Here is a 25,832-nt window from a genome sequence, read left to right as displayed (position 1 = left end):
AACCGCGTTTCGAGGCCGCTTCACGGCCCCTCCGAACCCGGGCCTCCCCAGATGGGGTTGGTCATCGCGACCATCGGCAGGTCATCCGGGGTCTCCTCCGCGAAATGCCGCACGCCCCGTAGCTCCGCCCGGACGTAGCGATGGCGGCCCAGGTCGAGCTCCAGCACCCCCTCGAAGGGAGAACGATCCACCGGGAGGAAGAGGAGCTCCCCTTCCCGGGAGAGCAGCCGCAGGTGCAGGCCCTTCCCTTCCCACACCCGATAGCGCACCCGGACAGCGCCGCCGGGCGGGACGGTCTCCCCAACCATCCAGGTCGTATCCCCGCGCTCGGCCGTGAGCTCCAGCCACGGCGCGTCCACGTCCGCGGTGATCACCACCCGGCCGGAGCGGATGGCCTCCAGGATGGCCGGGATCGTCCGATCCGCCGCATACACCCAGGTGGTGGGGTGGCCGACCTGATAAAAGGGCGTGCCCTCGCCGGGTCGGTCCTGGTGTTTATCGCTGCCTCCCACCGCCGTCACCCGGCGCCCGGCCCGCAACAGCCGGTCCCAGAAGGCCAGGGATTCCCGGTTGCGCAGGGGCCATGGCCCCTGCCAGGCCTCCACGGCATCCACCGGGAGGTCCGGGGGATACTCCCAGGGTGGCCCGTCGGTCTTGGGGTGGTTGATGGAGACCAGGGCGCCCATGGCGTGGGCGGCGTCGATGACCGCCTGCAGCTCCTCCGCCGTCCGGCAGCGGAAATCCAGCCAGCGGGAGAGGCCCCAGGCGTTCATGTGGCCGTAATACGTGGTCACCTCCTCCCCCGGGATGAGCAGGAGATCCGGCCCGCTCCAGGCTCGCAGATACGGGAAGTGGCTGACGGTGTTGTGCTCCGTCACCGCCAGGAAATCCAGTCCCCGCCGCCGGGCGGCGGCCACCAGGTCCTCTAAGGAGCCCGGCGCGTCGCTGTGATGGCTGTGGCTCTGGAGGTCCCCCCGCAGCCAGGCTGCTCCGCCGCCGGGCCGGGAGGGAAGCTCCCCGGTTCCCCCCTCCGGGGGTGGGGGATGCGGGAGCGGCCCTTCCTCCTCGGAGGCCAGAACGGTCACCGCGCAGGCGCAACCCTGGGGGGCGATGCGGTAGAGCCCCAGGATCACGTGCCAGCGGCCGGGGAGGAGAGGGCCGGGCAGATAGCCTGGGGTGGCCGCCCGGGGCGTGAGCACCGCCTCCGTTCGGGCGCTCCCGCTCCAGCCCCGGAAACCCTCCCCGCGCAGGAAGTCGGCCCCTCGCGGGTCGAACAGGCCCAGGTCGATCACGTTCGGGCTCTCCGGCTGGCCCTGGCCCTCGAACGTGTAGCGGACCTCGAGGCGGGCGACGCCGGGGGGCATGTCGAAGGGCAGGAGCACATAATCCGAAGCTGCCTTGTCGGCCGGGGTGAAGCGGCCTTCCCAGCGAAGCAGGGTCTTCATCGAAGGCGTCCTCCTCATGGGGATGGAGAGCGATCCCATCATCCGGAAAGGACCGGCCGCGCCCTCACAGGGCCAGCTCCCCGCTCTCGCGGAAGAAGAGCGCTCGCTCCATCGGCACCCGCACCCACACCTGCTCCCGCAGCACCGGCGGCTCATCCACCGACAGCCGCAGGGTGAGGCGCTCCTCGTCCACCTGAACCGTCACCAGCGTCTCCACCCCAAGGGGCTCCACCGCGTAGACCCGGGCGGAGAGATGGGTCGGCCCGGGTCCCTCGGCCAAAGCCAGGTGCTCGGGACGAACCCCCAGCCAGACCCGCTCGCCCTCCCGGAAGGCCTGGCGCAACGCCTCGACGCGGTCGGCCACCGAGAGCGCCTGGCCGTCCGTCAGGATCAGGGCGGACTCGGCCAGGTGGAGGCGGCCGGAGAGCAGGTTCATGGGAGGGCTTCCGATGAAGGTGGCGACGAAAGTGTTGCGGGGCCGCCGGTAGATCTCCAGGGGCGTCCCCACCTGCAGCAGGCGGCCCCGATCCATCACCCCGATGCGGTCCGCCAGGGCCATGGCCTCCGCCTGGTCATGGGTGACGTAGACAGTGGTGATGCCCAGGGACTTCTGGAGGTGCTTCAGGAAGCTGCGGGCCTCCAGGCGCAGCTTGGCGTCCAGGTTGCTCAACGGCTCATCGAAGAGGAACGCCTGGGGGTGGTAGACCAGGGCCCGGGCGACGGCGGCTCGCTGCTGTTGCCCGCCCGACAGCTGCCCCGGCCGCCGGTCCAGCAGATCCGCGATCTGCAAGACCTCCGCCACCTCCCGGACCCGGCGGTGGATCTCGGGCTTGGCGTAACGGCGCACCTTGAGCGGGTAGCCGATGTTCTCCAGGACGGTCATGTGCGGGTAGAGGGCGTAGTCCTGGAAGACCATGGCTACGTCTCGGGCCTGCGGAGGGAGCTCGGTGACGTCGCGCTCCCCGATGAAGATCCGCCCGCGGGTGGGGCGCTCCAGCCCGGCGATGAGACGCAGGGTGGTGGTCTTCCCACACCCGGAGGGCCCCAGCAGGGCGAAGAACTCCCCGTCCTCAATGTCCAGGGTCACCGCGTCCACCGCCACCACCGTTCCGAACGCCTTCGTCACCCCCTCCAGCCGGATTCGCGCCATGGCCAGCTCTGCCTCCTCAAAAAAAGTCCTGCAGATCCCATCCTACCGGATCTCAGCGCTTGATCCCCCCGAAGAACCGGAACCCATAACGGGCGTTGACGAAGAGATAGAGAGCCAGCACCGGGAGGGCGTAGAGCAGCGCGTAGGCCGAGGTGAGGGTGAGGATGGGGGTGCCCGCCTCCGTGTAGAAAGAGTAGATGGCGATGGCGGCGGGCATGCGCGCCGGGCTGCGCAGCAGCACGAAGGGGATAAGGAAGGCCCCCCAGACCTGCACGAAGGCCCAGATCCCCACCACCATCATCCCCGGCCGCAGCAGCGGCATCACCACGTCCCATACCATCCGCCAGGGGCTCGCCCCGCAGACCATGGCCGACTCCTCGTAGGACCGGGGGAGGCCCTCCACGAAATCCCGCAGGATGAAGATGGCCGTGGGCAGCAGCCCCCCGGTGAAGGCCATGATCACCCCAACGTAAGTGTCCACCAGCCCCAGGGCGTTGGCCAGGAGGAAGATGGGGACCATGGCCGCCGTGCCGGTCACCACCGAGGAGAAGAGGATCAGGCCGTAGGTGAGGAGATCGTAGTAAGGCACCTCCGCCCGGGAGAGGGCGTAGGCGGCCAGGGTGGCCGTCAGGGTCACCACCAGCATGGTCCCCCCCGCCAAGATGAGGCTGTTGCCCAGGGCCCGCACGGCGAAGGCGTTGGCGAAAACGGCCTGGAAGTTGGCCAGGGTGAAGGGCCGGGGGATCTCCACCGCCAGGGTCCCCCGGGCGTTGAAAGGAGCCAGGGTCAGCCACAGCATGGGCAGGGCGAAGAAAGCGCCCACCAGGGCGGCGAAGCCGGAGAAGAGGATACGGGAGAGAACATGGCGGATCACCGTCATCGGGCGCGGGCCTCCCGACGCAGGGTGGAGAGATAGGCCAGGGCCAGAGTCAGGTTGATCAGCATCATCACCACGGCCACCGCCGCCCCGCGGCCGAACTCGAAATGCTGGAAGGCGACCCGGAAGGTGTAGATCGAGACCACCTCCGAGCGGAAGGTAGGGCCGCCCCCGGTGATCAGATACGGCGTGAAGGTGTTGAAGGTCCACAGGGTGATCAGGATCAGGTCCGTGACGATGTGGCTGCGGATGGAGGGAAGGATGATGTCCCGGAAGGCCTGATACGGGCGGGCCCCGGCCACCGCCGCCGCCTCCAGATACGAGGGAGGCAGCATCGCTAAGGCCGAGGAGAACAGCAACATCGAGAAAGCGGTTCCCCGCCAGGTGTTAAAGATGATGACCGAAAGCAGCGGCCGTTCGATCAGCCAGTCCACCCGCCCCAGGCCCAGGGCCGAGAGGAGGGCGTTCAGGGTCCCCTGATCCCGGTCCAGGTAAGCCACCCACATGAAGGCCACCACCACGTCCGGGATGATCCAGGCCAGGATGACCAGGGTGTAGAGGACCTCCCGCAGCAGGCCCCGGCGTCGGTGGAAGGCCCAGGCGATGGCCAACCCCACCCCTGCCTGGCCGATCAGGCCTGAGCCGATGACGAAGAGGACGCTGTTGCGCAGGGCGTTCCCGAAGTAGCCCCGCACCGCCCAGTTCTCAGGGTCGAAGAGATACCGGAAGTTGGCCAGGCCCACGAACTGAGGCCGCAGGGCCGTCTCCCCGGTCAGGGTCTGGTTGGTCAGGCTGATCCAGAGCACCCAGAGGGAGGGAAAGACCAGGAAGACAGCCACGAAGAAGAGGGCGGGCAGCAGGAACAGCAACCCGATGGGAAGGGACAGGATGGGGCGACGCTGGACCACCGGCTCCTCCTCGCGCGATCCTCCAGTGAAGGCCCGGGGCGCCGGACGACGCCCCGGGCCCTGCGAATGGCCTCACTGGCTCCGTCGGGCTCAGCGCGGCATGAGATCCAACACGTTGTCCGGCCCGACCAGGTCCGTCACCTCCTTCGCGTAGGCCTCCATGGCCCGCTCCGGCGTCATCTCGCCCGAGACCACCCGCTCGGTGGCCAGCTGGGCCGCCTGGGAGACCTTGGGATAGGCGGGAAGCATGGGGCGGACCGTGGTCAGCGGCAGCAGCTTGGCCAGCTCCGTCATCACCGGATCCCCCGTCACCGGCACGTCGTCCCGAGCACGGATCCGCGGCTCGATCTTCTGGAACTCCATCAGCATCTCCTTGCTGAACATGAACGAGAGGAAAGCCCAGGCCTCCTTCGGGTGCTTGGTGTTGGGGTTGAGGATGAAGCCGGTGCCGCCGGAGATGGTCACGAAGTCCTGGCCCCGGTAGCCCTTGCCCGGCTCCTTGGCCGGGATCTTGGCCCAGCCCACCACCTCATCCCGGTTGGGGATGGCCCACTCGGACTTAACGGCCGGGTTGACCACCGAGCGCCAGAAGTAATCCCCCTCCCACAGCATGGCGATCTTGCCGTCGCGGAACAGGGCGAAGGACTGGTTGCGGCCCTCCTTGATGAGCTGGAGGCGGGCATCGCCCAGCTTCTCATCGAGGTAGACCCGCTTGTAGAAGTTCAAAGCGTCCAGCATCGCCGGGCTGCGCACGATCCACTTGTTTTTGTCCCAATCGTAGATGAAGGAGCCCGCCGACAGCAGCACCGGGTAGAAGCCCTGCATCGTGGTCGCCTCGCCCATGGCGGTCCCGGCGTTAACCTGCATGGGGATCACATCGGGGAGGGCCTTCTTGATCTGCCGGGCGGCGGCGAAGATGTCCTCCCAGGAGGTGGGCTGCCAGTTCGCCGGCAGGCCGGCCTTCTGGAAGAGGTCCTTGCGATACCAGATCACCCGGACGTCGGTGCCGGTGGGGATGCCGTAGCGCTTGCCCTGATACATCAGCAGCGCCTGCACCCGGTCCGGGATATGGGCCCAGCCCTCCCACTGGTTGACCTCGGGGCCGGCGATCTCGTCCAGCGGCTTGATCAGCCCGCCGGCGACGAACTCCGCCGTCCAGAAGCCATCGAAGGCCATCACGTCGTGACCCTTGCCGGCCTTGAGATCCAGGGCGTATTGGGCCTTGAGCTCCTCATCGCTGCCCCCGAACTCCACCAGCCGCACCTTGACGGGGGTCCCTTTGGCGGCCATCTGCTGCTCGAAGGCGGGGATGACAGTCTCGGTGAGCCACTTCACCGTGTTGGCGTTCACCCCGCCCTTGACGCAGCGGCAGGTGATGGAGATCTCCACCGGGGCTGGAGTGGGAGAGGGCGCAGGGGTGGGGCTGGGGGCCGGCGTAGGCGGGGCGGCGGTCGGGGTGGGCGTCGGCGTGGCCGCCGGCGCGCACGCCGCGATCAGGAGGACGAACACCGCCATCCACGATAGGGCGGAACCGATTGTGCGCTTCATGGCTGCCTCCTTCTTGAGAAGATCTGCTCCCCAGCATACCGGGGAGGGATCAACGGGATGCGAAAGGGATTCCCAAGCTCGACGAAAGGGATGTGAAAAAACTTTAAAGCGGCGGCCCGCAGGATTCGCGCTCGATCAGCGTCCCCTGGAGCAGGATGCGCTTCGGGGAGGGACGGCCCTCCAGGATCTCCAGGAGCATCTCCGCCGCCAGCCGTCCCAGCTGCCGGCGGGGCTGGGCCACGGTGGTCAGCATCGGGGTCACGTATGTGCCTTCCTCCAGCCCATCAAAGCCGATGATGGAGAGGTCCCCGGGCACCCGCAAGCCGGCCCGCAGCGCCGCCTTCAGGGCGCCAATGGCCGTGAGGTCGTTGTAGCAGAACACCGCCGTAGGGCGGGGATCGGCCTCCAGCAGCCGGCGCATGGCCGCCTCCCCGCCCTCCACCCGCCCGTCCCCTTTCACCACCCATTCCGGGCGGACGGATAGCCCGGCCTCCCGCAGCGCCTGCCGGTAGCCGCGGTAACGATCCTGGTTGCTACGGCCGCCCCGGCGGCTGCCGATGTAGGCGATGGCCCGGTGGCCCAGGCGGATCAGGTAAGCCGCGGCCAGGTAGCCGCCGTGGACGTTGTCGGTGGCCACCGAGTAGACGTAGGGACCGGTCTGGTGGCTGTTGATCAGCACGATGGGGATCCGCAGGGCCTCCAGCATGGGGAGATAGCGGCTGCCCAGCCGGGAGGCGGCCACGATGATGCCGTCCACCTGCTTGGCCGCCAGGAGCTCCACGATGGCGCGCTCCTTCTCCGGGTCTTCGTGGGAGAGGCTGAGGAGGATCCCGTAGCCGCGGGCCTGGGCGACCATCTCGATGCCCTGGACCACCTCCGTATGGAAGGGGTCGCTGAGGCGGGTGACCACCACGCCGAGGGTCTGGGTGCGGCGGCCCTGGAGAGCCCGGGCCACGGGGTTCGGCCGGTAGCCCATGGCCTCGGCGATGGCCTGGATCCGCGCCCGGGTCTCCGGGCGGATCTCCTCGCTGCCCCGCAGGGCCCGGGAGACCGTGGTGTGGCTCACCCCCGCCGCCCGGGCGATGTCCTTGATGGTCACGCGCATGGCGGGTGCACACGTGTGCGAAATTCAGCCCGATTATAAAGAGATCGTGTTCGCCTGTCAAGGGGCGAATTCTCACTCCGGGGCTTTTCGGTTCTCCGGATGGGGGCCAATCTGGGCGCTGGGGTCGATCCCGGATCAAGGGCTTCCGGATATGTGTGCCCAATTCGGGAGGATGCGACAGGTCGTTCCTACCCCTCCAAAGGGGCACCGCCGGAGACTCCACCCTCTACCCACTGAACCCCCTGCCCCCGAGGCCCACGCTGTCGACACCTTCATCCTCTTCCCCGAGCAGATCTGGAAAGCCCTCATCCCCTCCCCATCCGCCTCTCTCCACGCAGTTTGACAGCCGCGCGCGGCGCGCTATCATGAGCGCAGAAGCGACGTGGGGAGTCCGCGGGCAAGCGGGCTGAGAGGGCGCCTTGCCGGAGGTCATCCGGCCCCGGCGCCGACCCATCGAACCTGATCCGGGTCATACCGGCGGAGGGACTGTCGCTGCACGGCCCCCTGCCCGCCCGTCCGTCGGCGGGCGTTTTGCATCCCCCCACGCCGCTTCTCCCATCTCCATCCTTCTCAGGAGGCCTGCCATGCTGCTGCGCAAGCCGTGGACGGAGCTCCTCCCCCGCATCCAGGCACCCCCCGAGTGGGGCATCGAGCCGGTGCCGGCAGAGGCGCGCCGGCTGGGCTTCCTCGACTACGCCGTGCTGTGGGGAGACCTCGGCGTGGGGTTGCTGGTGATGGCCGCCGGCGCGCTGCTGGTGCCCGGGCTGGGGCTGCCCCAGGCGCTGCTGGCCATCGTCGTCGGGACCCTGCTGGGGAACCTGCTGCTGGCGGCGACGGGCTACATCGGCAGCCGCACCGGCGCCCCCACGATGGTGCTGCTCCGCCCCGCCCTGGGACGCCTCGGCTCCTATCTCCCCACCGCCCTCAACGTGCTGCAGCTGATCGGCTGGGGAGCCTTCGAGATCCTCATCATGGCCCAGGCCGCCAACTTCATCAGCGCCCGCTTCCTCGGCTTCTCCAGCTACCCCTTCTGGGCCATCGCCTTCGCCCTCTGGTGCACCCTGATGGCCGTCGGGGGACCGCTGGTGGTGGTGCGCCAGTGGCTGGAGAAGTTCGCCGTCTGGCTGGTGTTGCTGACCACCCTCTGGCTCACCGTCCACCTGCTGACCCGCGGGGATCTCGCGGCGCTGTGGCGGCAGCCCGGGACCGGGGAGATGCCCTTCTGGCTCGCCGTGGACCTGGTGGCGGCGATGCCCATCTCCTGGATGCCCCTGGTGGCGGATTACAACCGCTTCGCCCGGCGGGCCGGCCCCGCCTTCTGGGGCACCTACATCGGGTATTTCATCGCCAACGTCTGGTTCTACGGCCTCGGCGCCTTGCTCCTCCTGAGCGCCCGGTCCAGCGACCTGGTCCAGGCCATCGGGGCCCTGGCCATCGGCTGGATCGTGCTGCCCATCATCCTGGTGGACGAGACGGACAACGCCTTCGCGGACATCTATTCGGCGGCGGTCTCCCTGCAGAACATCTGGCCCCGGGCCCGGCAGGCCCTCTTCGCGGTCCTCATCGGCGCGATCTGCCTGATCCTGGCCCTCACGGTGCCCCTGGCCCAGTATGAGAACTTCCTGCTCCTCATCGGCACCTTCTTCGTGCCCCTCTTCGGGGTCCTGGCGGCGGACTACTTCGTCCTCCGCCGGTCCTACACGGAGGCCGACCTGTATCAGCCCCTGGCCTTCCGATGGGAGGGTGTGATCGCCTGGGCGCTGGGCGTGGTCACCTATCAGGCCCTCGCCCGTCTCGCCCCTTCCGTGGGCGCTACCTTCCCCGCCTTCGGGGTCTCCTTCCTGGCTTACCTGGGGATCGCGGGGGCGCTCCGCGGGATCGGCCGCGTCCGGCCGGAGCGCGCGTGAGAAATCGAACCCGGGGGAGGGAACGGCCTCGATTGCGGCACGGCCAGCCGTTTTCTCCCCCTTTCAGATCTTCCTTATGCTTGCGCGAAGGAAGAAGGGGAGAACTCGATGACACGGGCCCGCGCGTTGTGGGAAGCCCATCAGGATCTGGTTCGGCGCTGCGAGGCGCATCCCTTCGTGCAGGGGATCGCCTCGGGGGAGCTGCCGCGGGAGCGTTTCGTCTTCTACGTGGAGCAGGACGCCTTCTTCCTGGAGGCCTTCGCCCGGGCTTACGCCCTGGGCCTGGCCAAGGCCCCGGATCGGGAGACGATGGACGCCTTCCGCGAGCTGCTCCAGGGCGTCTTTGAGGAGCTGCGGCTGCACGAACGCTACGCCGCGCGCTGGGGGGCGAACCTCCGCCCGGAGCCCGCGCCAGCCACCCAAGCCTACACGGATTTCCTGCTGCGGGTGGCGGCCCTGGAGCCGGTGGGGCATCTGGCGGCGGCGATGACCCCGTGCATGCGCCTCTACGCCCATCTGGGAGCCTTCCTCCGGCCGCGGACGAACCCGAACAGCCCCTACCGGGAGTGGGTGGAGACGTATTCCAGCGCGGAGTTCGAAGGGCTGGCGCGCCGCCTGGAGGCGCTGCTGGATCGGCTGCCCGGCGAAGAGGAAGCGCAGCGCGCCCTCTACCGGGCCGCGCTGCGCTTCGAGCTGGCCTTCTTCGAGGCCGCCTACCCGACGGCCGCTCGCTCCGGGTGAGGCCTGCGGGCTACGGGTTCAGCAAATACCGTCGCCGGATCCAGGCGCTGAGGCCGTCCATGGCCAGGACCAGGAGAAGCACGGTGAGCAGCACGGTGGTCAGGCGGGCGTAGGCCATGGTGCTGAGGTAGATCTGCATGTAGAACCCGATGCCCCCTGCCCCCACCAGGCCCAGCACCGTGGAGGCGCGGATGTTGTATTCCAGCATGAAGAGCAGCTGGCTGAGGACGGCGTTGGCGCTCTCCGGCCACAGCACGTAGCGGATCAGATGCCGGCGCTTCGCCCCCACGCCCCGCATCGCCTCCAGGATCTCCGGGTCGATCCCTTCGAAGAGCTCGGCGTAGAGCTTGGCCAGATACCCCACCGTGTAGAAGGCCAGCGCCAGGGTCCCGGCCAGGGGGCCCAGGCCGACCACGATGACCATCAGCACCGCCCACAGCAACGAGGGCACCGTGCGGATGGCGGCCATCAGCAGACGAGCCGCGGCCACCACCGCGGCTGGGAAAAGGGTGCGGGAGCCCAAAGCCCCCAGCGGGAACGAAAACAGAAACCCCAGCAACGTCCCCGCCAGGGCCATCTCCAGGGTCTCGAGCAGGGCGCCGCCGATCGTCGGCAGGATCCCCAGGTCCGGCGGGAACATCTCCCGCGCGAAGCGCGCCAGGTTCAGGCCGCCCTGGAGCAGACGGCCGGCCTCAAAGAAGCCCATGCGGTAAAGCAGCGCGGCCAGCACCGCCAGCATCCCCAGGCCGAGCCCGAACTCCCGCCACGGGCCCAGCGCCCAGCCCACCGTCATCCGTCGCTCCATCCGCTCCGCCTTCATCCCCATCGGTTCACGACCTCCTCTATTCGTCCAAAAGAGCTGTTCCCATAGGGCGCGGGCTCACGCCCGCGGATCGACGGCGATGAGGGGAGGGGCAGCGGGAACCGGGGATGGCTCCGGAGGGGCTTCGATGAGCTCCCGAAGGGCCGGCCAGGAGAGGGCCGCGGCGGCGCTCTCGTGGACGATGCGGCCCTCTTTGAGCACCGCCACGTGATCGGCGAACTCCTGGACCAGCTGGATCTCATGGAGGTTCAGGATCACGGTGAGGCCGCGCTCCCGGGCCAGCTCCCGCACCCGCGCCAGCACCTGGGCCGCCCGCGGCAGATCCAGGTCGGAGACGAACTCGTCCGCCAGGATCACCTGGGGGTCCTGCATCAGGGTGCGGGCGATGGCCACCCGCTGGCGCTCGCCGCCGCTGAGGCGGATCACTTTCTCGCCGGCCTTTTCCGCCAGCCCCAGGGCGGCCAGGAGGGCATACGCCCGCTCGATCTCAGCCCGGGGGAAGAAGCCCAGGGCCGTCCTCCATCCGTCGTGGCGGGCCAGGGCCCCCATCAGCACGTTCTCCAGGGCTGTCAGGCCCCGCACCAGGCCGAGCTGCTGAGGGATGTAACCCACCATCCGCCGCATCGCCGGGGGCAGGCCTTCATGCAACGGGTGGCCCAGCAGGAAGACCCGACCGCGCGGGATCGGAAGCAGGCCGGCCAGGATCCGCATCAAGGTGGTCTTCCCCGCCCCCGAGGGGCCCATGATGGCCCAGAACCCTCCCGGGGGCACCCGCAGGGACACCCCCTTCAGGATCCAGGCCCCCGGACGATAGGCGAACCAGAGGTCCTCTACCATCACCGCGGCCTCTGGGGCCGAGGAAATCTCCTCATGCACGGATAAAAAGGGTGAGGTCATCGGCGCTCCCTCGCTTTCAGGATCCAGCCACAGCGGGCGGGCCCCGCGCGTCGGGGTGGGATCCCCGCGGGGCCCGCCCGCCCTCAGGATCAGGGTCGAGGCGTCTTCTCTTCTTCCTCTTCCTCACCTCCGCCGCCTCGGCCGACCTCCACGCGCTCCGAGAAGGCGATATGCGTGCGCTGCAGATACCCCCGCAACGTCCCCAGATGGGTCCGGGCGTCGGTCTTCTGGAAGCCTACGAAGATGCCGGAAATGAACTGGCGCATGAGGCTGCGGTGTTCCGGCGCGCCCAACCCCATCAGGGCCTCCACCACGCGGGTCCGCAACGGCTCGGAGAGGGCCGGGCTCACCACCACCACGTGGGAGGGGAGCGGCCCCTGTTCCTCCAGGATCCGCGTGTGGTCAAGGACTTCATGATACAGTTTCTCGGGCACATCGCCGGCGATCACCGTGACATCCACCTGGCCGGCCTTCAAGGCCTCCCAGCACTGGCCGTAGCCCCCGGCGAACAGCACCTGGCCGAAGAAAGCCTTGGGGTCCACCTCCTGTCCCTCCGCCGGTTCGGGGAGGAGGCCCCGCTCGACCAGCCGGGCCATGGGCCCGATGTAGCCGGAGGTGGAGATCGGGCTGGGGAAGCACGCCCGCTTCCCCTTGAGCTCCGCTAAGGATTGATAGGGGCTGTCCTTGGGGACCACCCAGTAGGAGTAATAATACGTGGCCTCGGTCTTCTGAGCGCCGTGGAACACCTCCCGCACCTCCGCCAGGACCACCTGGGCGCCGGCGCGCTCGACAGCGAGCAGGCCCGCGAAGGGCCCCATGAAGGCCACGTGGGCCTGGCCGAACCGCAGGGCCTCCACCACCCCGGCCTGGCTCAGCGGGACATAGATCTCCACATCCACATCCGGGCCCAGCCGCTGCTCCAGATACTGCTCCAGCGGACGAGCCTTCTCAAGCACTTCAGAGACGGCGAAGGTCGGCTGCACCGCCACCACCAGCCGCGTTCGGGCCGCCGGCCGCGGTGCGCAGGCCATCAGGAACAGGCCGATCAGCCATACCCATCGAAGCGCCGTCCGCATGTTCTTTACCCCGCGGAACAGGATGACCGGCGAAACTTTACCCAGCTTCCCATCCCGCTGTCAATAGAAAAAGGTTCATCAAGGAATTTTCAGGATTATTTTCGAGCAAAATAACCTGGGTTAACCTCCGGATGGGGGTCGGGTTTCCTGGACGGGGGGTGTGGGGTTATGATGCGGGGAGGTCGATGCGCGGGTATTCCGGGAGCCGGTTGAGGGACGAATGGGCCCATCGGTGGAAGTTTCGCGGGATCCCGGCGGGATCGCTCGCCAGGTGGTGCGGGGCTCGGCCTACAGCGTGGCCGCCTCCCTGGTCACCATGGCCCTGGGGTTCCTCCGGATCCTGTTGCTCCTGCGCTTCCTGGGGCCGGAGGCCTTCGGGGTGATCGGGATGGCGGGTGTCTACGCCGCCGCGGCCCTTCAGCTGGTGGACTGGGGGCTGGACCAGGGGGTGTTGCACCGGCAGGCGCGGGATCGGCCCACGCTGGCGACCTATGGATGGCTCCGGATGGGCACGGTGGCGACGGCGGCGCTGGCCCTCTTCCTCGCCGCCCCGATCCTGGGCGCCCTCTACCCCCGGATGCCGGAGCTGCCCGCGGTCCTGCGCGGGCTGAGCCTGGTGGTGCTGCTGCAGGGCCTTTCCTTCGTCCAGGAGACGATGATGAGCCGGGATATGCGGTTCGACCGGCGGGCGCTGGTGGATGTGGCGGCCGCGGCAACGATGACCGTGGTGGCCCCTTATCTGGCCTGGCGGGGTTGGGGCGTCTGGGCGCTGGTGGCCGAACAGGCCAGCGGCATCGGGGTGCGGGCGCTGCTCACCTGGGGGCCCCTCCGGATGTGGCGCCCGCACCGGGGCTGGGATCCGGAGATCGCCCGTTGGTTTGTGCGGTTCGGTCGGCCCCTCTGGCTCTCCGGGAACATCCAGTTCCTGCTGGAGCGCTTCGATGACTTCTGGGTGGGCACCGTGTTAGGGCAGGAGGCGCTGGGGCTGTATGCCCGGGCCTTTGAGTTCGCCCAGTATCCGAGGCGGGTGGTGGCCGGCCCCCTGGTCCTGGTGCTCACCCCGGCCTTCGCGCGCCTCCAGGGTGATCGCCGTCGGCTCTCCCAGGCCTTTTACCGCGGCGCATATGTGCTGCTGCGGGCCAGCCTGCTGCTCAGCGGGGTGATGGCCATCGCGTTGCCCGAGCTGCTGCAGCTGTTGAACCCCCGCTGGCTGCCGATGGTGCGGACCTTCCGCCTGATGCTGGTGTATGCCATGCTGGAGGGGTGGGTGGCCCTGGCCGGCGGGCTGCTGGTGGCCACGGGGCATCCGGCGGCGATGGGTCGCGTGGCCCTCGCCCGCCTGGCTTTCTTCCTGCCGGGCGTGGTGGTCGGGGCGTGGGCCGGGGGGATCGACGGCGTGGCCCTCGCCGCCGACGGCATGATGGCGCTGAGCGCCCTCATGCTCTACCGCCCCCTCCGGGAGACCGTGGACTTCTCCATATGGCCCTTGATGGGTGGAGCCGTGGGCGCGCTCTTGATCGCCAGCACGCCGGCCCTCGCTCTCGAAGGCAGCGGGATCCCTTCCGCTCCCCTGGCGCGCATGGCCGCCAAAGCGGCGGCCTTCGGAACCCTCTACCTCCTGACGTTGCTCCTCCTGGAGGGCCGGACTTGGCGGCCCGTGGTTTCTTCCCTTCGCTCACACCTGATGAATCGCCACAGTCTATAATTCGAGACCCAGGCAGAGCTCGGGACGCCACGGAGGAGGATCCTCCCGATGAACAAGGTCTTATCCTGGTTTCGGGAGAAGCCCAGCACAGATCTCATCGCCACAATCCTGGTCGCTCTGATCCTGATGGGTCGATGGCTCTGGCTGAACTGGGAGATCGAACACGGACGCCGCGATCGCATGATGGACTTTGCTACCTATTATCTGGCATCACGAATTATCTTAAGAGGGATGGATGTTTACCGGATTTCCTCTCATGATTGGTATTTAGCCGGGAAAGATTTGGGATTGGGTTCGCATCTTGCGGTGTATATTTATTCGCCTCTTCTTGCTCTGCTCATGATCCCGATTGCGGTTCTTCCTTATCCTTGGGCGGCTCTGATATGGGGTGCTGCGACGATTGGAACCTTTGTGGGAGCGGCGTGGGCGTTCGCCCGGCGCACCGAGCTCCCGGCGTGGCCGATGTTGCTTTCTCTCCTCGTTTTCATGCCGGTGAACGTGACGATGAACTACGGCCAGGTCAACGGGTTGATCCTCCTCCTGATGGTGATGTTCCTGTGGAACCGCTCGTGGAGTCCCCTGGCGCTGGCCCTGGCGATCTGGATCAAGCCATGGCCCATCTGGTTATGGCTGTGGGCCCTCTGGCGTCGGATGTTCCGAACCGCCGCGATGGTCTTTGTCTACGGCATGCTAATCGGGATCATCTTAATGATCGCCCTCGGACCCTCAGGGGCTCGAAGCTTTCTATATCACGGCCTGCCGGATATGATCCGGCTGGCCCTGAAGATCCCCCCGGAGAACGAGCTCTGGCGGACGTTTTTCGCGCCTTTGCTCTCCGAGCCCACCCCATCGCTTCAGCGGTTTCTCTCCCTCCTCATCGGCCTCCTGACGCTCCTCCTGACATGGCCTTCCGGTCAACCGTGGGAATGGTCCGCCGGGCTGTTCGTGGCCGCGGGCAATCTGATCACCCCCTTCTCCTGGTATCACCACCTTGTATGGTCCCTCATTCCGCTCTGGGTTCTCATCAAGGAAAAGATGCATGGGGCTCTGAGTCCGTCTTCCACCTGGAGCGCCATCCTGGGAGTGTTGCTGGTCGATCTCCAGTGGATCCTGGGGTTCCTGGTCCACCGCGTGGGCTGGGAGATCTTGAAAGAGATAGAACGCTCCGGCATCTTCGCCGTGACTGGTTTGATGCTAATCTGGGCCGCTCTTGCGCTTCATATTTGGCGTTCTTCCCGCAGGATGAGGGAGCACGCGATCGCAAATGGGACGCCCGCGTCTGGCGATGGTGAGTGAGGAGATCCGAGGGGATCTGATCGAGCCGCTGCGGTGGGTGACCCGGGTGGAGCTCCTTCACTTCTACCGCCGCGCCTCCTATGGGGACCTGGATCCGGAGGCGCTGGCGGATCCCTCCTTGCGCCGCTACCGGGGTCCGGCGGACCTGCTTCGGGCGCTGGCCCGGGCCCACCCGGACCTCCTGCAAGGGGTGGACCCCTTCGCGCTGCGCCTGATGCCCATCCTGTATACGGTCTTCGCCGTCTCCCGGATCCTCGGACGCCCCCTCCTCCTGGTGACCCTGGAGAACCGTCCCCTCCCGATCAAATACGGCCAGGGCGCCCGCCTCCTGCGTCCGCTGCTGCGCCCGGTCTTCCGATGGGCCCGTCGCATCGTGGTGCTCAACGAAGGCGCCCGCGCCAACGTGCGATGGATCGGTCCTTTCGAAGGGAAAACCGAGCGACGGATGTATGGGACATGGGGCGTGGATCCCGAGCGGTTCACCCCGGAGCGCGACGGTCGGGAGCCCGATTTCGGCCCCGGGCCGGTCCTCCTCTTTGTGGGGCGGCTGGTGGAGGAGAAAGGGGTGCGGGACCTGATGCAGGCCTTCCCCCGGGTTCGCGCCCGCTTCCCCCAGGCCTGCCTGGTGCTGATCGGCGGCGGCCCCCTGCGGGCGGAGATGGAGGCGTTCAGCCGGCGCCCGCCGTGGGCCGGCGCGGTGCGCATGCTGGGCCCGGTGCGACATCGGGAGCTCCCTCCTTATTTCCGGGCGGCCGACCTCGTGATCAGCCCCTCCCGGACCACCCGCAAGTGGGCGGAGCAGGTGGGGATGGTCAACCTGCAGGCGATGGCCTGCGGGGTGCCGGTCATCGCCACCCGCAGCGGGGCGATCCCGGAGTATGTCCCCGATGGGGTGGCCGGTCGGCTGGTCCCGGAGGGGGATCCGGAGGCCCTGGCCGAAGCGATCCTTTCCTTGCTGGAAGACGGGGCACTGCGGCAGCGCCTGGGTCGCCAGGGGCGGATCTACGCCCTGGCCCATTACGACGCGCGCCAACACGTCGCCGCCGCGGAGGCGCTATGGCTGGCGCTGGCCTCTCCCGAAGCGATGCCCTGAAAGCGGAGCGCCGGCGGGAGCAGGGCCTCCTGCTCCTCTTCGCCCTGTGCGTGCTGACCTTCATCGCCTCCATCCCGCTGCCCCGGGCCGACGGCCATCTCATCGGCTCCGATGGGGCTTTCTATTACGCTCACCTCCCCTCGCTCCTTCTGGATGGCGATCTGGACTTCCGGAACCAGTATGAGCGGTCGCTGCCCCCCGATCACCCAGCCCGCTCCCGGGTCAGCCCCACCGGGATGGTCCCCAACCCGTATCCGATGGGCCCTGCCCTCCTCTGGAGCCCCTTCTTTCTCATCGCCCACGGCCTGACGCAGGCGCTGCGCGCCGGAGGGACGTCGCTGCCCGCGGATGGCTACGGCCCGCTCTATGAGGGGGTGACGTTGCTCGGCAGCATGCTGTATGGCTTTATGGCCCTCTGGATGCTGTATCGCCTCGCCGCCCGCTGGTTCGCTCCCTCCGCGGCATGGGCTGCAGTGGTTCTCCTGTGGTTTGCCGGCAACGCGGTCTACTACATGGTCGCCGAGCCGTCCATGGCGCACATGACGGCCATGTTCGCCGCCGCGCTCTTTTTCCGCTGCTGGCTGATCGCCCGGGCGCGGGATCGAGGGGGAGACTGGCTCGGGCTGGGGGCGGCGGGAGGGCTGATGCTCCTGGTGCGCCCGGCGGACGCGGTCTTCCTGATCGGCCCTTTCGTGGACCGGCTCCTCGGGCGGCCGCTCCGGGAGGCGCTGCGCGGGCTCCCGGCGCGCGCCCTCGCCTTCGCCGGGGCCGCCATCCTGGTCTTCCTTCCCCAGGCCCTGGCCTGGGAGTGGATGTATGGAGATCTGCGGCGGAGCAGCTATCTTTACGGGGCGACGGGGCCGCTGTTCCGCTGGACCGCGCCGCGCATGCTGGAGGTCTTGTTCTCCAGCTGGCACGGCCTCTTCACCTGGCATCCCATCTACGCCTTCGCCGTGCTGGGGCTGGCGTGGGCCGCACGGCGGGATCGCCCCCTGGCCCTCGCGCTGGCCGCCGGCTTCCTCGCTCAGGTCTACCTGATCGGGGCCTGGCGCGACTGGGCCCAGGGGGACGCCTTCGGGGGGCGGATGTTCCTGAGCGCGATGCCCGCCTTCGTGTTCGGGCTCTCGGCCTTGCTCGAGGCCCTGCGAGACCGAGGCTGGCTTCGCCCGGCGCTGGCGGTCGGGCTGCTCCTCGTCCTCTGGAACGGATTGTTCATGGTGCAGTATCGCCTCGGCTTCATCCCGATGTCCGCCCCTCTGACCTTCCGCCAGCTGGTGATCGAGAAGTTCCTCCTCCCCCTGGAGCTCCTGCGGCGCATGCGCTGAGGCGGCCTACGCCAGCTCGAACTCCATCGTGACCTCCCAGCTCTCCCCCGGCGAGAGCTCCAGATCCCAGAGGGCGGTCAGGCTGGTTCCCTCATAGACCCGCTCGAAGCCCGCCTCAGAGTTGGAGACGGCCTCCACGGGGAACTGCCACCAGCGGGCCGGCCGATCCAGGCGGATCAGGATCCGCCCCCACCATTCATGGACGATGGCCAGCTCCTCCGATGGGGGGAGCTCCTCGAGGGTCGCGAAGGGCCGCAGCTCCCCATCCGGCCACACCGTGTAGGCTTTGTCACTGTCCCCGCCGGACATCCCCCAGTTGATCTCCACGCCGAAGCGGGCGCGGATGGCGGAAAGGCCCAGGGGCGTCGCCCGATAGGTGACGCGGAGGAGGGGCCGGTCGGGAAGAACCTCCAGGGTCTTCTCCAGGCGCAACGGCTTCGGTCCGCCCGGCTCCCACACGTGGCCGTCCCGGCGCAGAACAACGCGGGGGATGGGCTCCGCCTCCAGAGCGATCCGCTCGTAAGGCTGGTTCACGAAGTCCCCCCACTCCGCATGCTGCGCGCGGTAGAAGTCCGTCAGGGAGGCCTCGGGGGCCATCACATGATCGATCAGCCCGGTCCGCCGATACCAGTCCACGATCAGGCGCTCCTCCAGGCCGTATTCCTTCACCCGAACCCGATGGGTGTGGATGCTTTCCAGACGGCCCTCCTCGCCGGTCCGGATGACCTCCCCCCGGGCCGCGGCCTCCCGGAGCACCGTATGGTAGCCTTCCCGATGGCGGGTCATCCCGTTGAGCAGGTTCAGGGCAGCGTCCCGCCGGTCCCATTCCAGCAGCTGCCCGCCCAGATGGGGGCTGATCAGCAACCACTGGTGAGGCGTGCCGATCACCACCTCCTCCCGGGTGTCGGCGTCGAAATCCACCTGCTCCACATACGCCCAGGGGCCCGGTCCATAACGGACCTCATCGGCGATGGCTTCGGCGGTGATCAGATGCTGATAGTTGGCCTCCCGGATGTGGAACAGGTAGATCCCTCCGAACACCCCGTGCCAGTAGGGGCAGTTGCACTGACCCGCCCAGACATGATCGAGGGCCTCAGCCCGCCGCTCCGGATCCGGGATGCGGTGGGCCTTCCGGCTGACCCAGAGCATCTTCTTGTGCATCTGGTTGACTTCGGGGTATTTGGCCAGGAAGACCCGCCAGAACCCGCCCCGGATGAAGCGCAGCAGATCGTCGCGCCCCTCCGCCTGCAGCTGATGCTTAAGGGCGGTGAGGGCGGCGGAGGCCTCGGGGGGCAGGGCCCATTCGGTCATCTCATCGTAAGAGGCGGTGGGCAGATAGACCCGGCTCAGGGGAGGGAAGCGGGCGGCGTATTCGCCCGGCGGGATGGGGATCAGCCAGTCGGCGTTCTCCTCCAGGGCGGTGAAGAACTCTTCGATCCATCCCCGATCCCAGCAATGGACATCGGTCCCCGGCCAGAGCCCGAACTTCTCCCCGTCGTCGCCCATCACGGCGACGCGAGGGGGGGCGCCGGGGGGCAGGGGCCGCTCCGCTTGCTCCCGCAGCCAGGCGATGACCTCCCGGACCGGCGCCCAGGGGATGGTGTAGCGCAGGTGTTTGGAGGTGCCGAAGATCTTGAGGGGAAAGCCCAGCTCCTCTGTGATGTAATATCCGAACAGGTCGTCATCGCTCAGCCCCACCCATTTGAAGTGGGTGTCATCCACAATCGTGTAGGCGATGCCGGCCTGGGCCAGAGCGCGAGGGAGGTGGGGCTCCCACACCCGCTCCGCCAGCCAGAACCCGGTGGGCTCCGCCCCGAAATCGGCCCGCACGGACTCGATGTGCTTGCGGATCTGCCCCTCTTTATCCTCATCGGGGATCACCGCCAGGATCGGCTCGTAATAGGCCCCGGCCATGATCTCCACCTGCCCCCGGGCCACCAGGCGCCGGATCCGGAGAAGGAGCTCCGGCCGGTGCTCCTGCAGCCAGTCCCGCAGCGGCCCGGTGTAATGCAGGGCCACCCGAACCCCCGGGTGGCGCTCCAGGGCGGCGATCATGGGCTCATACGCCCGGCGATAGGCCTCCTCGAAGACCCAGTCGAAGTTCCCCACCGGCTGGTGGTTGTGAAACGCCAGCGCAAGATAGATGGTCCCCATCCCGCATCCCTCCACCACCGGGACAGGCTCGCCGCTCAGAGGCGCGATGCAGGCCGCCTATGCCGCCTCGACCCGGAAAGCCCAAATCCCGATCGGAATGAGATGGATAAAGCGCTTTACTAAGCGCAGTAGATTAAATCCGACGGGGATGTTTGTCAAAGGGGGTGGGGAGGTTTCACAGGGGGGCGATGACCCCGACGGTGGTCCCGCTGGGGAGGTGGAGGTCGGGGAAGTCCTCGGGGGTGACGTCGCCGGCGATGATGCAGTTGCGGCCGATGCGGGCGTTCGGGGGGATGATCGCGTTCTTGCCCACCAGGGTCAGCCCGGAGGAGAGGTCCCCCAGGCGGTTGGGGCTGTAATCCATCCCGTAGCCCAGGTGGGCCTCGGCGCCCACCACCACATTCTTGTCCACGATGCAGCGGTCTACCACCGCCCCGGGCTCGATGACCGTGTCGGTCATGATCACCGAGTAGCGGACCACGGCGCCGCGTTTGACCCGCACGCCCGGGGAGAGGACGCTGTATTCCACCGTGCCCTCGATGATGCAGCCGTCGGAGATCAGGCTGTGGGCGACGTGGGCGCCGGTGCGGATGTTGACCGGCGGCCGCTCCTCGCTGCGGGTGTGGATCACCCACTCCCGGTCGTGGAGGTCCAGGGGCGGGTTGTCAGCCAGCAGGTCCATGTGGGCTTCCCAGTAGGCCTGCACCGTCCCCACGTCCACCCAGTAGCCGCTGAACCGATAAGCGTAAACCCGGTAGGCCTCGATCATACGGGGGATGATGTCCTTGCCGAAGTCGTGGGTGCTCTCCGGGTTGCGGGCGTCCTCCGTGAGCACCTCGCGCAGCACCTCCGGCCGGAAGACGTAGATGCCCATGGAGGCCAGGGTGCTCCGGGGACGGATGGGCTTCTCCTCGAAACGGATCACCCGTCCCTCCTCATCGGTCTCCAGGATGCCGAAGCGGGAGGCCTCCTCCAGGGGCACGGGGAGGGCGGCGATGGTGAGATCGGCGTTCTTCTCCGTGTGGAGGCGGAGCATGGGGTTGTAGTTCATCTTGTAAACGTGATCGCCGGCCAGGATCAGCACGTGAGTGGGGCGATGGTGCTCAATGAAATCCAGGTTCTGATAGATCGCGTCCGCCGTCCCCTGATACCAGTCGGAGTCCGCCCGCCCCAGATAGGGGGTGAGGATCCAGACCCCGCGGTGGAGCCCGTTGAGATCCCACGGGGCGCCGCTGCCGATGTGCTCGTGGAGGGAGCGGGGTCGGAACTGAGTGCAGACGCCTACCAGGTAGATGCCGGAGTTCACGCAGTTCGAGAGGGCGAAATCGATGATGCGGTATTTCCCGGCGAACGGAACCGCGGGCTTGGCCCGCTTCTGGGTGAGAATGCTCAGGCGGGTGCCCTTGCCCCCCGCCAGGATCATCGCCACCGTGCGCATCCCCCATCCCCTTGATCCGAATCCTGACCGGAGTCCGTCGCGATCTCCCCGCTCGCAACGCGAGGCAACCGCCTCGTTTGCAGCCCGGAGCGACCTGCTCTCTCCCGCCCATCAACCTCTTCGGCATTAGGGATTATGCCACGCGAGAGCCCGCCGGTAAAGGTCCTCGTAGGCCCGGGCGGAGGCGGACCAGGAGAAATCCCGGCTCATGGCTCGCCGCTGGGCTGCCTGCCATGCCGGGCGATCCGCGTAAAGGGCCAGGGCGCGGTCCACCGCGGTGAGGAAGGCCTCCACGGAGAACGGCGAGAACACGAAGCCCGTGCCGGCTTCTCCGTCGATGTCCTGGACGGTGTCGGCCAGGCCGCCCACTGCGTGGACCAGGGGGAGGGCACCGTAGCGCATGGCGATCATCTGGCCCAGGCCGCAGGGCTCGAATTTCGAGGGCATCAGGAACACATCCGCGCCCCCGTAGAGCAGCCGGGCCAGGCGCTCGTCGTGGGCCAGCCGCACCCCGGCCTGTCCGGGGAAGCGAGCGGGCCACGCCGCCAGGGCCTCCTCGTATTCCGGCATCCCGGTCCCCAGGACCGCCACCTGGATCCCGCGGGCGAACAGGGCTTCGGCGGCCTCCAGGAGCAAGGGGAGGCCCTTCTGTTCGATCAGGCGCCCGATGAAAGCGAAGAGCGGGATCTCCTCTCGCACGGGCAAACCGAAGGCATGCTGGACGGCCCGCTTGTTCTCCACCCGCCGCTCCAGGGCCTCCGCGTCGAACCGGGCCGCCAGGGCCGGATCCGTGCTTGGATCCCAGGCCTCCGGGTCCAGGCCGTTCAGGATGCCGACCAGGCGATCGGCCCGTCGCCGGAGCAAGGGCTCCAGGCCGAAGCCGAACTCCGGGGTGAGGATCTCCCGGGCGTAGCGGGGGCTCACCGTGTTGACCGCGTCGGCATGGGCGATGCCCCGAGCCAGCCAGTTGATGTGGCCGGGGGGCTCCACCTCCAGTCGATCCACATGTTCGGAGATCCCCCCGAAGGCCAGCAGGGCGTCCCCGGTGATCCCCTGATACGCCATGTTGTGGATGGTGAAGACCGTGGCGATGGGACGATAGAAGCGGTCCCGCCGGCCGACGGTGGCCAGCCAGAGGAACAGGAAGCCGGTGTGCCAGTCGTTGCCGTGGAGGATCTCCGGCTGCCAGTCGAGGTGGCGCAGCAGGGCCAGGGCCGCCCGGCAGAAGAAGATGAACCGCTGGGGGTCATCCGGGTATCCATACACCTGGTCCCGGCCGAAATACCCTTCCTCCCAGAGGAAATAGGTGGGGACTCCCGTGGCCTCGCTCACCTCAACCTCGACCACCCGGATCTCCCCAGCGAGACCCAGGGGGACCGGGAGGGGAGGCCGCAGGGGGCGAAGGTCGTAAGCGGATCCCGGGATGGCCCGGTAGCGGGGGAGGACCACCCGGACGTCGTGGCCCATCGCCCGCAACGCCCGGGGGAGTCCATATCCGACATCAGCCAGTCCGCCGACTTTGATGAAGGGAGCCGCCTCCGCGATCACGTAAAGGATGCGCATGTCGGCCTCCCGGCGCGCGGGCGGGAGAGGCCCGCGAAGGAGGGTTCTGCCGCTTTGATTATGCCACAAGCCATAAGCGGATCCGCGGGCTTCCGCTCCCCTCGGCCCCGGTGGGGCCGAACGCGGCCCCCTGCCCGGCGAGCCGGGAAACCCTGCTCCCCCTCCTTCGGGCATGAAACGTCTGGAGCTGATCGATTTGGACGGATTCCGCGCTTGAAATAAAATAAAAGGCAACCGTCAAGGCCCCGCCCTCGCCACCGCCGCCGCCCATCGGATCCGGATCGAAGGGGGTTCCCGATGCGAGTGGTCTTCCCGTTTACGGCGATCGTCGACCAGGAACGGATGAAGCGGGCCCTGGTGCTCTGTGCGATCTATCCCCAGATCGGCGGGGTGCTGATCCGGGGGGAGCGGGGCACCGCCAAGTCTACCGCCGCCCGCGCCCTGGCCGCTCTCCTGCCTGAGATCGACGTGGTTGCGGACTGCCCTTTCTCCTGTGACCCGCACCAGCCCGCCACCTGGTGCACCCTCTGCCGGGAGCGGGTGGAGCGCGGCGAGACCCTCCCGGTGGCCCGGCGCAAAACCCGCTTCGTGGATCTGCCGGTGAGCGCCACGGAGGATCGCGTGGTGGGCACTCTGGACATCGAGCGGGCGATCCAGAAGGGGGAGCGCCGCTTTGAGCCCGGGGTGTTGGCCATGGCCAACCGGGGCCTGCTGTATGTCGATGAGGTGAACCTGCTGGACGATCACATCGTGGACGTCTTGCTGGACGCGGCGGCGATGGGGGTGAACGTCGTGGAGCGGGAGGGCATCTCCTTCCAGCACCCGGCCCGCTTCATCCTCGTGGGCACCATGAATCCCGAGGAGGGAGATCTGCGGCCGCAGCTGCTGGACCGCTTCGCCCTCTGCGTGAACGTGGAAGGGGTGCGGGATCCCGCCCAGCGGGCGGAGATCCTGCGGCGCAACCTGGCCTTCGAGCAGGACCCCGAGGGGTTCCGGGCGGAGTGGGAGCCTTACGAGCGGCAGCTTTCGGAGGAGATCGCCGCCGCCCGGGAGCGGCTCCCCCATGTGGTGCACACCCCGCGGGATCTGTTGCTGATCGCCGGGCTGGTCTCCAGCCTGGGGGTGGACGGCCATCGGGCGGACCTGGTGATCCTCAAGACGGCGCGGGCCCATGCCGCCTTCAAGGGCCGGGATCAGATCACCGAGGAGGACATCCTGCTGGCGGCCGAGCTGGCGTTGCCCCATCGTCTCAAGCGCCGGCCCTTCGACGAGGATGGGCACCTCACCCTGGAGCAGCTGGCCGAGCGCATGGAGCAGGTCCGGCGTCAGGTTGAAGGCAACGCCCCCTCTCAGCCCGCCTCCTCCCCGGAGGGAGGGACCCCAAAAAAAGCCCAACGCACCGACGGGGAGCTCCGTGATCGGAGCCGGCCCGTTGGGGAGGAATCCGCGCCGTTGCAACGCCAGACCGTCACCCGCCAGGAAGGCGTGTGGTGGGAGGGAGGGAAGCCGGTCCCCATTGGGGAGACGTTTCGGGTGAAGCGCCTGGACACCCCGAAGGATCGGCGGGAGCGACGGGTCGGGGGGCGTCGCAGCGTCACCCGCTCCGCCCGCAAGCGGGGCCGTTACATCTGGGCGCGCCCCTCCCCGGGCCAAGCGGATGATCTGGCCTTCGATGCGACCCTCCGGGCAGCCGCTCCCCATCAGATCGAGCGGGATCGCTCTCGGACCGCCCTGGCCATTCATCCGGAGGACTACCATCGCAAGGTGCGGGTCCGCCGGGCGGCCAATCTGATCCTGTTCGTGGTGGACGCCTCGTGGAGCATGGCGGTGGCGGAGCGGATGGAGGCGACCAAGGGGGCGATCCTCTCCCTGTTGACGGATGCCTATCAACGGCGGGATCGGGTGGGGCTGATCGTTTTCCAGAAGGATCGGGCCCGTCTGGTGCTGCCGCCCACCTCCAGCGTGGACCTAGCCAAGAAGGCGCTGGAGGACATCCCGGTGGGAGGCAAGACGCCGCTGTCGGCGGGCCTGCTTCTGGCGTATGAGGTGCTCTGCCGGGAGATGCTCCTGCGCCCGGAGGTGCGTCCGCTGATGATCTTGCTGACCGATGGGGCGGGGAACGTCTCCATGAGCGAGCTGCCGCCGCAGGAGGAGGCTCATCGCATTGCCGATCTCTTCCGGGAGCGGGGGATCCCGTGTGTGGTCATCAACATGGAGCACGCGGCCTTCGATCAGGGCCTCGCCCAGGCCCTGGCCGATCACCTGGGCGCCCCCTGCTACACCCTCCACGAGCTGAAAGCCGAATCCCTCTACTCCACGGTCCGGTCGGCGCTGGGGTAGAACAACATATTGTTATGCACCCGGGTGGTGCACACGGTTCCCCGGCGGAGGAGGCGGTGGTGCTGGGCCCCGCCGAGCCGCTGAGCGCCCCGGACACGGGGGAGCCGGACGAGGTCCAGCTCCTCCACCGGACCGCCACCGAGGTCCGCTATCGGGCGCGCCTGAGCCGCCCGGGGTTACTCATCACCCGCGATCCGTGGTATCCCGGATGGACGGTGACGGTCAACGGCCGCCCTGCCCCGTTGCGGCGCGCGGACGGCGTGCTGATGGCCGTGTATCTGCCCGCGGGGGAGAGCGAGATAGCCTTTCGGTTCCGGCCGACCTCGTTCTACATCGGAGCATGGATCAGCGGCCTCACCGTATTCTTCCTGTGGCCGCTCACCCTCTGGAGGATGAGGCGTCGCGCCACCCCTCCAACGCAGCCCTGAGGAGTTCCTTCGG

20 protein-coding genes and 1 riboswitch are annotated in these 25,832 nt (G+C 68.1%); of the genes, 8 read left to right on the top strand and 12 right to left on the bottom strand.

Going from position 1 to position 25,832, the window contains the following annotated elements; all coding sequences use genetic code 11:
- Positions 1–20 precede the first annotated feature (20 nt).
- The 6 genes from KNN16_RS14480 to KNN16_RS14455 all read right to left on the bottom strand — a co-directional run bounded on the left by KNN16_RS14480 (position 21) and on the right by KNN16_RS14455 (position 7,033).
- Positions 21–1,445 (bottom strand): CehA/McbA family metallohydrolase, encoded by a 1,425-nt coding sequence (locus tag KNN16_RS14480; RefSeq protein ID WP_303897791.1) that lies wholly within the window; start codon positions 1,443–1,445, stop codon positions 21–23.
- A 64-nt stretch (positions 1,446–1,509) separates the two neighbouring features.
- Positions 1,510–2,595 carry an ABC transporter ATP-binding protein gene (locus tag KNN16_RS14475; RefSeq protein WP_303897790.1) on the bottom strand — a complete coding sequence of 362 codons (1,086 nt, stop codon included), beginning with the start codon at positions 2,593–2,595 and terminating at the stop codon, positions 1,510–1,512.
- Between the two features lie 52 nt (positions 2,596–2,647).
- Complete coding sequence (locus KNN16_RS14470) at positions 2,648–3,475, bottom strand: carbohydrate ABC transporter permease (RefSeq protein ID WP_299283713.1); 828 nt, start codon at positions 3,473–3,475, stop codon at positions 2,648–2,650.
- Entirely contained in the window at positions 3,472–4,380 is a 909-nt protein-coding gene (locus KNN16_RS14465) for a carbohydrate ABC transporter permease (protein ID WP_303897789.1), read from the bottom strand. Before KNN16_RS14465 ends, KNN16_RS14470 begins: the two co-directional genes overlap by 4 nt.
- A gap of 90 nt (positions 4,381–4,470) precedes the next feature.
- A complete protein-coding gene (locus KNN16_RS14460) occupies positions 4,471–5,928 on the bottom strand; it encodes an extracellular solute-binding protein (RefSeq protein WP_303897788.1) in 1,458 nt (485 codons plus the stop codon).
- Between the two features lie 103 nt (positions 5,929–6,031).
- The gene (locus KNN16_RS14455; protein WP_303897787.1) at positions 6,032–7,033 is read right to left on the bottom strand and encodes a LacI family DNA-binding transcriptional regulator; all 1,002 of its coding nucleotides are present in this window, start codon (positions 7,031–7,033) and stop codon (positions 6,032–6,034) included.
- Positions 7,034–7,406: 373 nt separating this feature from the next.
- Positions 7,407–7,537: riboswitch (TPP riboswitch) on the top strand.
- A gap of 80 nt (positions 7,538–7,617) precedes the next feature.
- On the opposite strand from KNN16_RS14455, the gene cytX reads away from it, so the two are divergent.
- Both cytX and KNN16_RS14445 read left to right on the top strand, forming a co-directional pair.
- Entirely contained in the window at positions 7,618–8,940 is a 1,323-nt protein-coding gene (gene cytX, locus KNN16_RS14450) for a putative hydroxymethylpyrimidine transporter CytX (RefSeq protein ID WP_303897786.1), read from the top strand.
- A gap of 108 nt (positions 8,941–9,048) precedes the next feature.
- On the top strand, positions 9,049–9,681 hold the full coding sequence (locus KNN16_RS14445) for a TenA family protein (protein ID WP_303897785.1): 633 nt from the start codon (positions 9,049–9,051) through the stop codon (positions 9,679–9,681).
- Between the two features lie 10 nt (positions 9,682–9,691).
- Here the strand turns inward: KNN16_RS14445 and phnE are convergent, their stop codons facing one another.
- The 3 genes from phnE to KNN16_RS14430 all read right to left on the bottom strand — a co-directional run bounded on the left by phnE (position 9,692) and on the right by KNN16_RS14430 (position 12,477).
- On the bottom strand, positions 9,692–10,507 hold the full coding sequence (phnE, locus tag KNN16_RS14440) for a phosphonate ABC transporter, permease protein PhnE (protein ID WP_299283703.1): 816 nt from the start codon (positions 10,505–10,507) through the stop codon (positions 9,692–9,694).
- 54 nt (positions 10,508–10,561) lie between these two features.
- The gene (locus KNN16_RS14435; RefSeq protein WP_303900625.1) at positions 10,562–11,341 is read right to left on the bottom strand and encodes a phosphonate ABC transporter ATP-binding protein; all 780 of its coding nucleotides are present in this window, start codon (positions 11,339–11,341) and stop codon (positions 10,562–10,564) included.
- A 149-nt stretch (positions 11,342–11,490) separates the two neighbouring features.
- Positions 11,491–12,477 (bottom strand): phosphate/phosphite/phosphonate ABC transporter substrate-binding protein, encoded by a 987-nt coding sequence (locus KNN16_RS14430; RefSeq protein WP_303897784.1) that lies wholly within the window; start codon positions 12,475–12,477, stop codon positions 11,491–11,493.
- Between the two features lie 220 nt (positions 12,478–12,697).
- On the opposite strand from KNN16_RS14430, the gene KNN16_RS14425 reads away from it, so the two are divergent.
- From KNN16_RS14425 to KNN16_RS14410, 4 genes are read left to right on the top strand one after another with little or no spacing between them, the layout of a single operon-like run.
- A complete protein-coding gene (locus tag KNN16_RS14425; RefSeq protein ID WP_303897782.1) occupies positions 12,698–14,182 on the top strand; it encodes an oligosaccharide flippase family protein in 1,485 nt (494 codons plus the stop codon).
- A 48-nt stretch (positions 14,183–14,230) separates the two neighbouring features.
- On the top strand, positions 14,231–15,478 hold the full coding sequence (locus KNN16_RS14420) for a glycosyltransferase family 87 protein (protein ID WP_322794720.1): 1,248 nt from the start codon (positions 14,231–14,233) through the stop codon (positions 15,476–15,478).
- Positions 15,447–16,571 carry a glycosyltransferase family 4 protein gene (locus KNN16_RS14415; RefSeq protein ID WP_303897780.1) on the top strand — a complete coding sequence of 375 codons (1,125 nt, stop codon included), beginning with the start codon at positions 15,447–15,449 and terminating at the stop codon, positions 16,569–16,571. Before KNN16_RS14420 ends, KNN16_RS14415 begins: the two co-directional genes overlap by 32 nt.
- Complete coding sequence (locus KNN16_RS14410) at positions 16,535–17,896, top strand: glycosyltransferase family 39 protein (RefSeq protein ID WP_303897778.1); 1,362 nt, start codon at positions 16,535–16,537, stop codon at positions 17,894–17,896. The genes KNN16_RS14415 and KNN16_RS14410 overlap by 37 nt, the downstream gene beginning before the upstream one ends.
- A 6-nt stretch (positions 17,897–17,902) precedes the next feature.
- Here the strand turns inward: KNN16_RS14410 and KNN16_RS14405 are convergent, their stop codons facing one another.
- The 3 genes from KNN16_RS14405 to KNN16_RS14395 all read right to left on the bottom strand — a co-directional run bounded on the left by KNN16_RS14405 (position 17,903) and on the right by KNN16_RS14395 (position 23,051).
- On the bottom strand, positions 17,903–20,050 hold the full coding sequence (locus tag KNN16_RS14405; protein WP_303897777.1) for an alpha-amylase/4-alpha-glucanotransferase domain-containing protein: 2,148 nt from the start codon (positions 20,048–20,050) through the stop codon (positions 17,903–17,905).
- Positions 20,051–20,225: 175 nt separating this feature from the next.
- Positions 20,226–21,488, bottom strand: coding sequence for a glucose-1-phosphate adenylyltransferase (locus tag KNN16_RS14400; RefSeq protein ID WP_299283433.1), 1,263 nt, complete (start codon positions 21,486–21,488; stop codon positions 20,226–20,228).
- Positions 21,489–21,614: 126 nt separating this feature from the next.
- Positions 21,615–23,051, bottom strand: a complete 1,437-nt coding sequence (locus KNN16_RS14395; RefSeq protein ID WP_303897776.1) for a glycogen synthase — start codon at positions 23,049–23,051, stop codon at positions 21,615–21,617.
- A 297-nt stretch (positions 23,052–23,348) separates the two neighbouring features.
- Here KNN16_RS14395 and KNN16_RS14390 point away from each other — a divergent pair, with 297 nt between their 5' ends.
- Complete coding sequence (locus KNN16_RS14390) at positions 23,349–25,391, top strand: putative cobaltochelatase (RefSeq protein ID WP_299283429.1); 2,043 nt, start codon at positions 23,349–23,351, stop codon at positions 25,389–25,391.
- A gap of 59 nt (positions 25,392–25,450) precedes the next feature.
- Positions 25,451–25,819, top strand: coding sequence for a YfhO family protein (locus tag KNN16_RS14385; protein WP_303897775.1), 369 nt, complete (start codon positions 25,451–25,453; stop codon positions 25,817–25,819).
- Positions 25,820–25,832: the final 13 nt, after the last annotated feature.

The sequence above is a fragment of the Thermoflexus hugenholtzii genome (assembly GCF_018771565.1).
Taxonomy (GTDB): domain Bacteria; phylum Chloroflexota; class Anaerolineae; order Thermoflexales; family Thermoflexaceae; genus Thermoflexus; species Thermoflexus hugenholtzii_A.
This window is presented reverse-complemented; position numbering and strand designations above follow the sequence as displayed.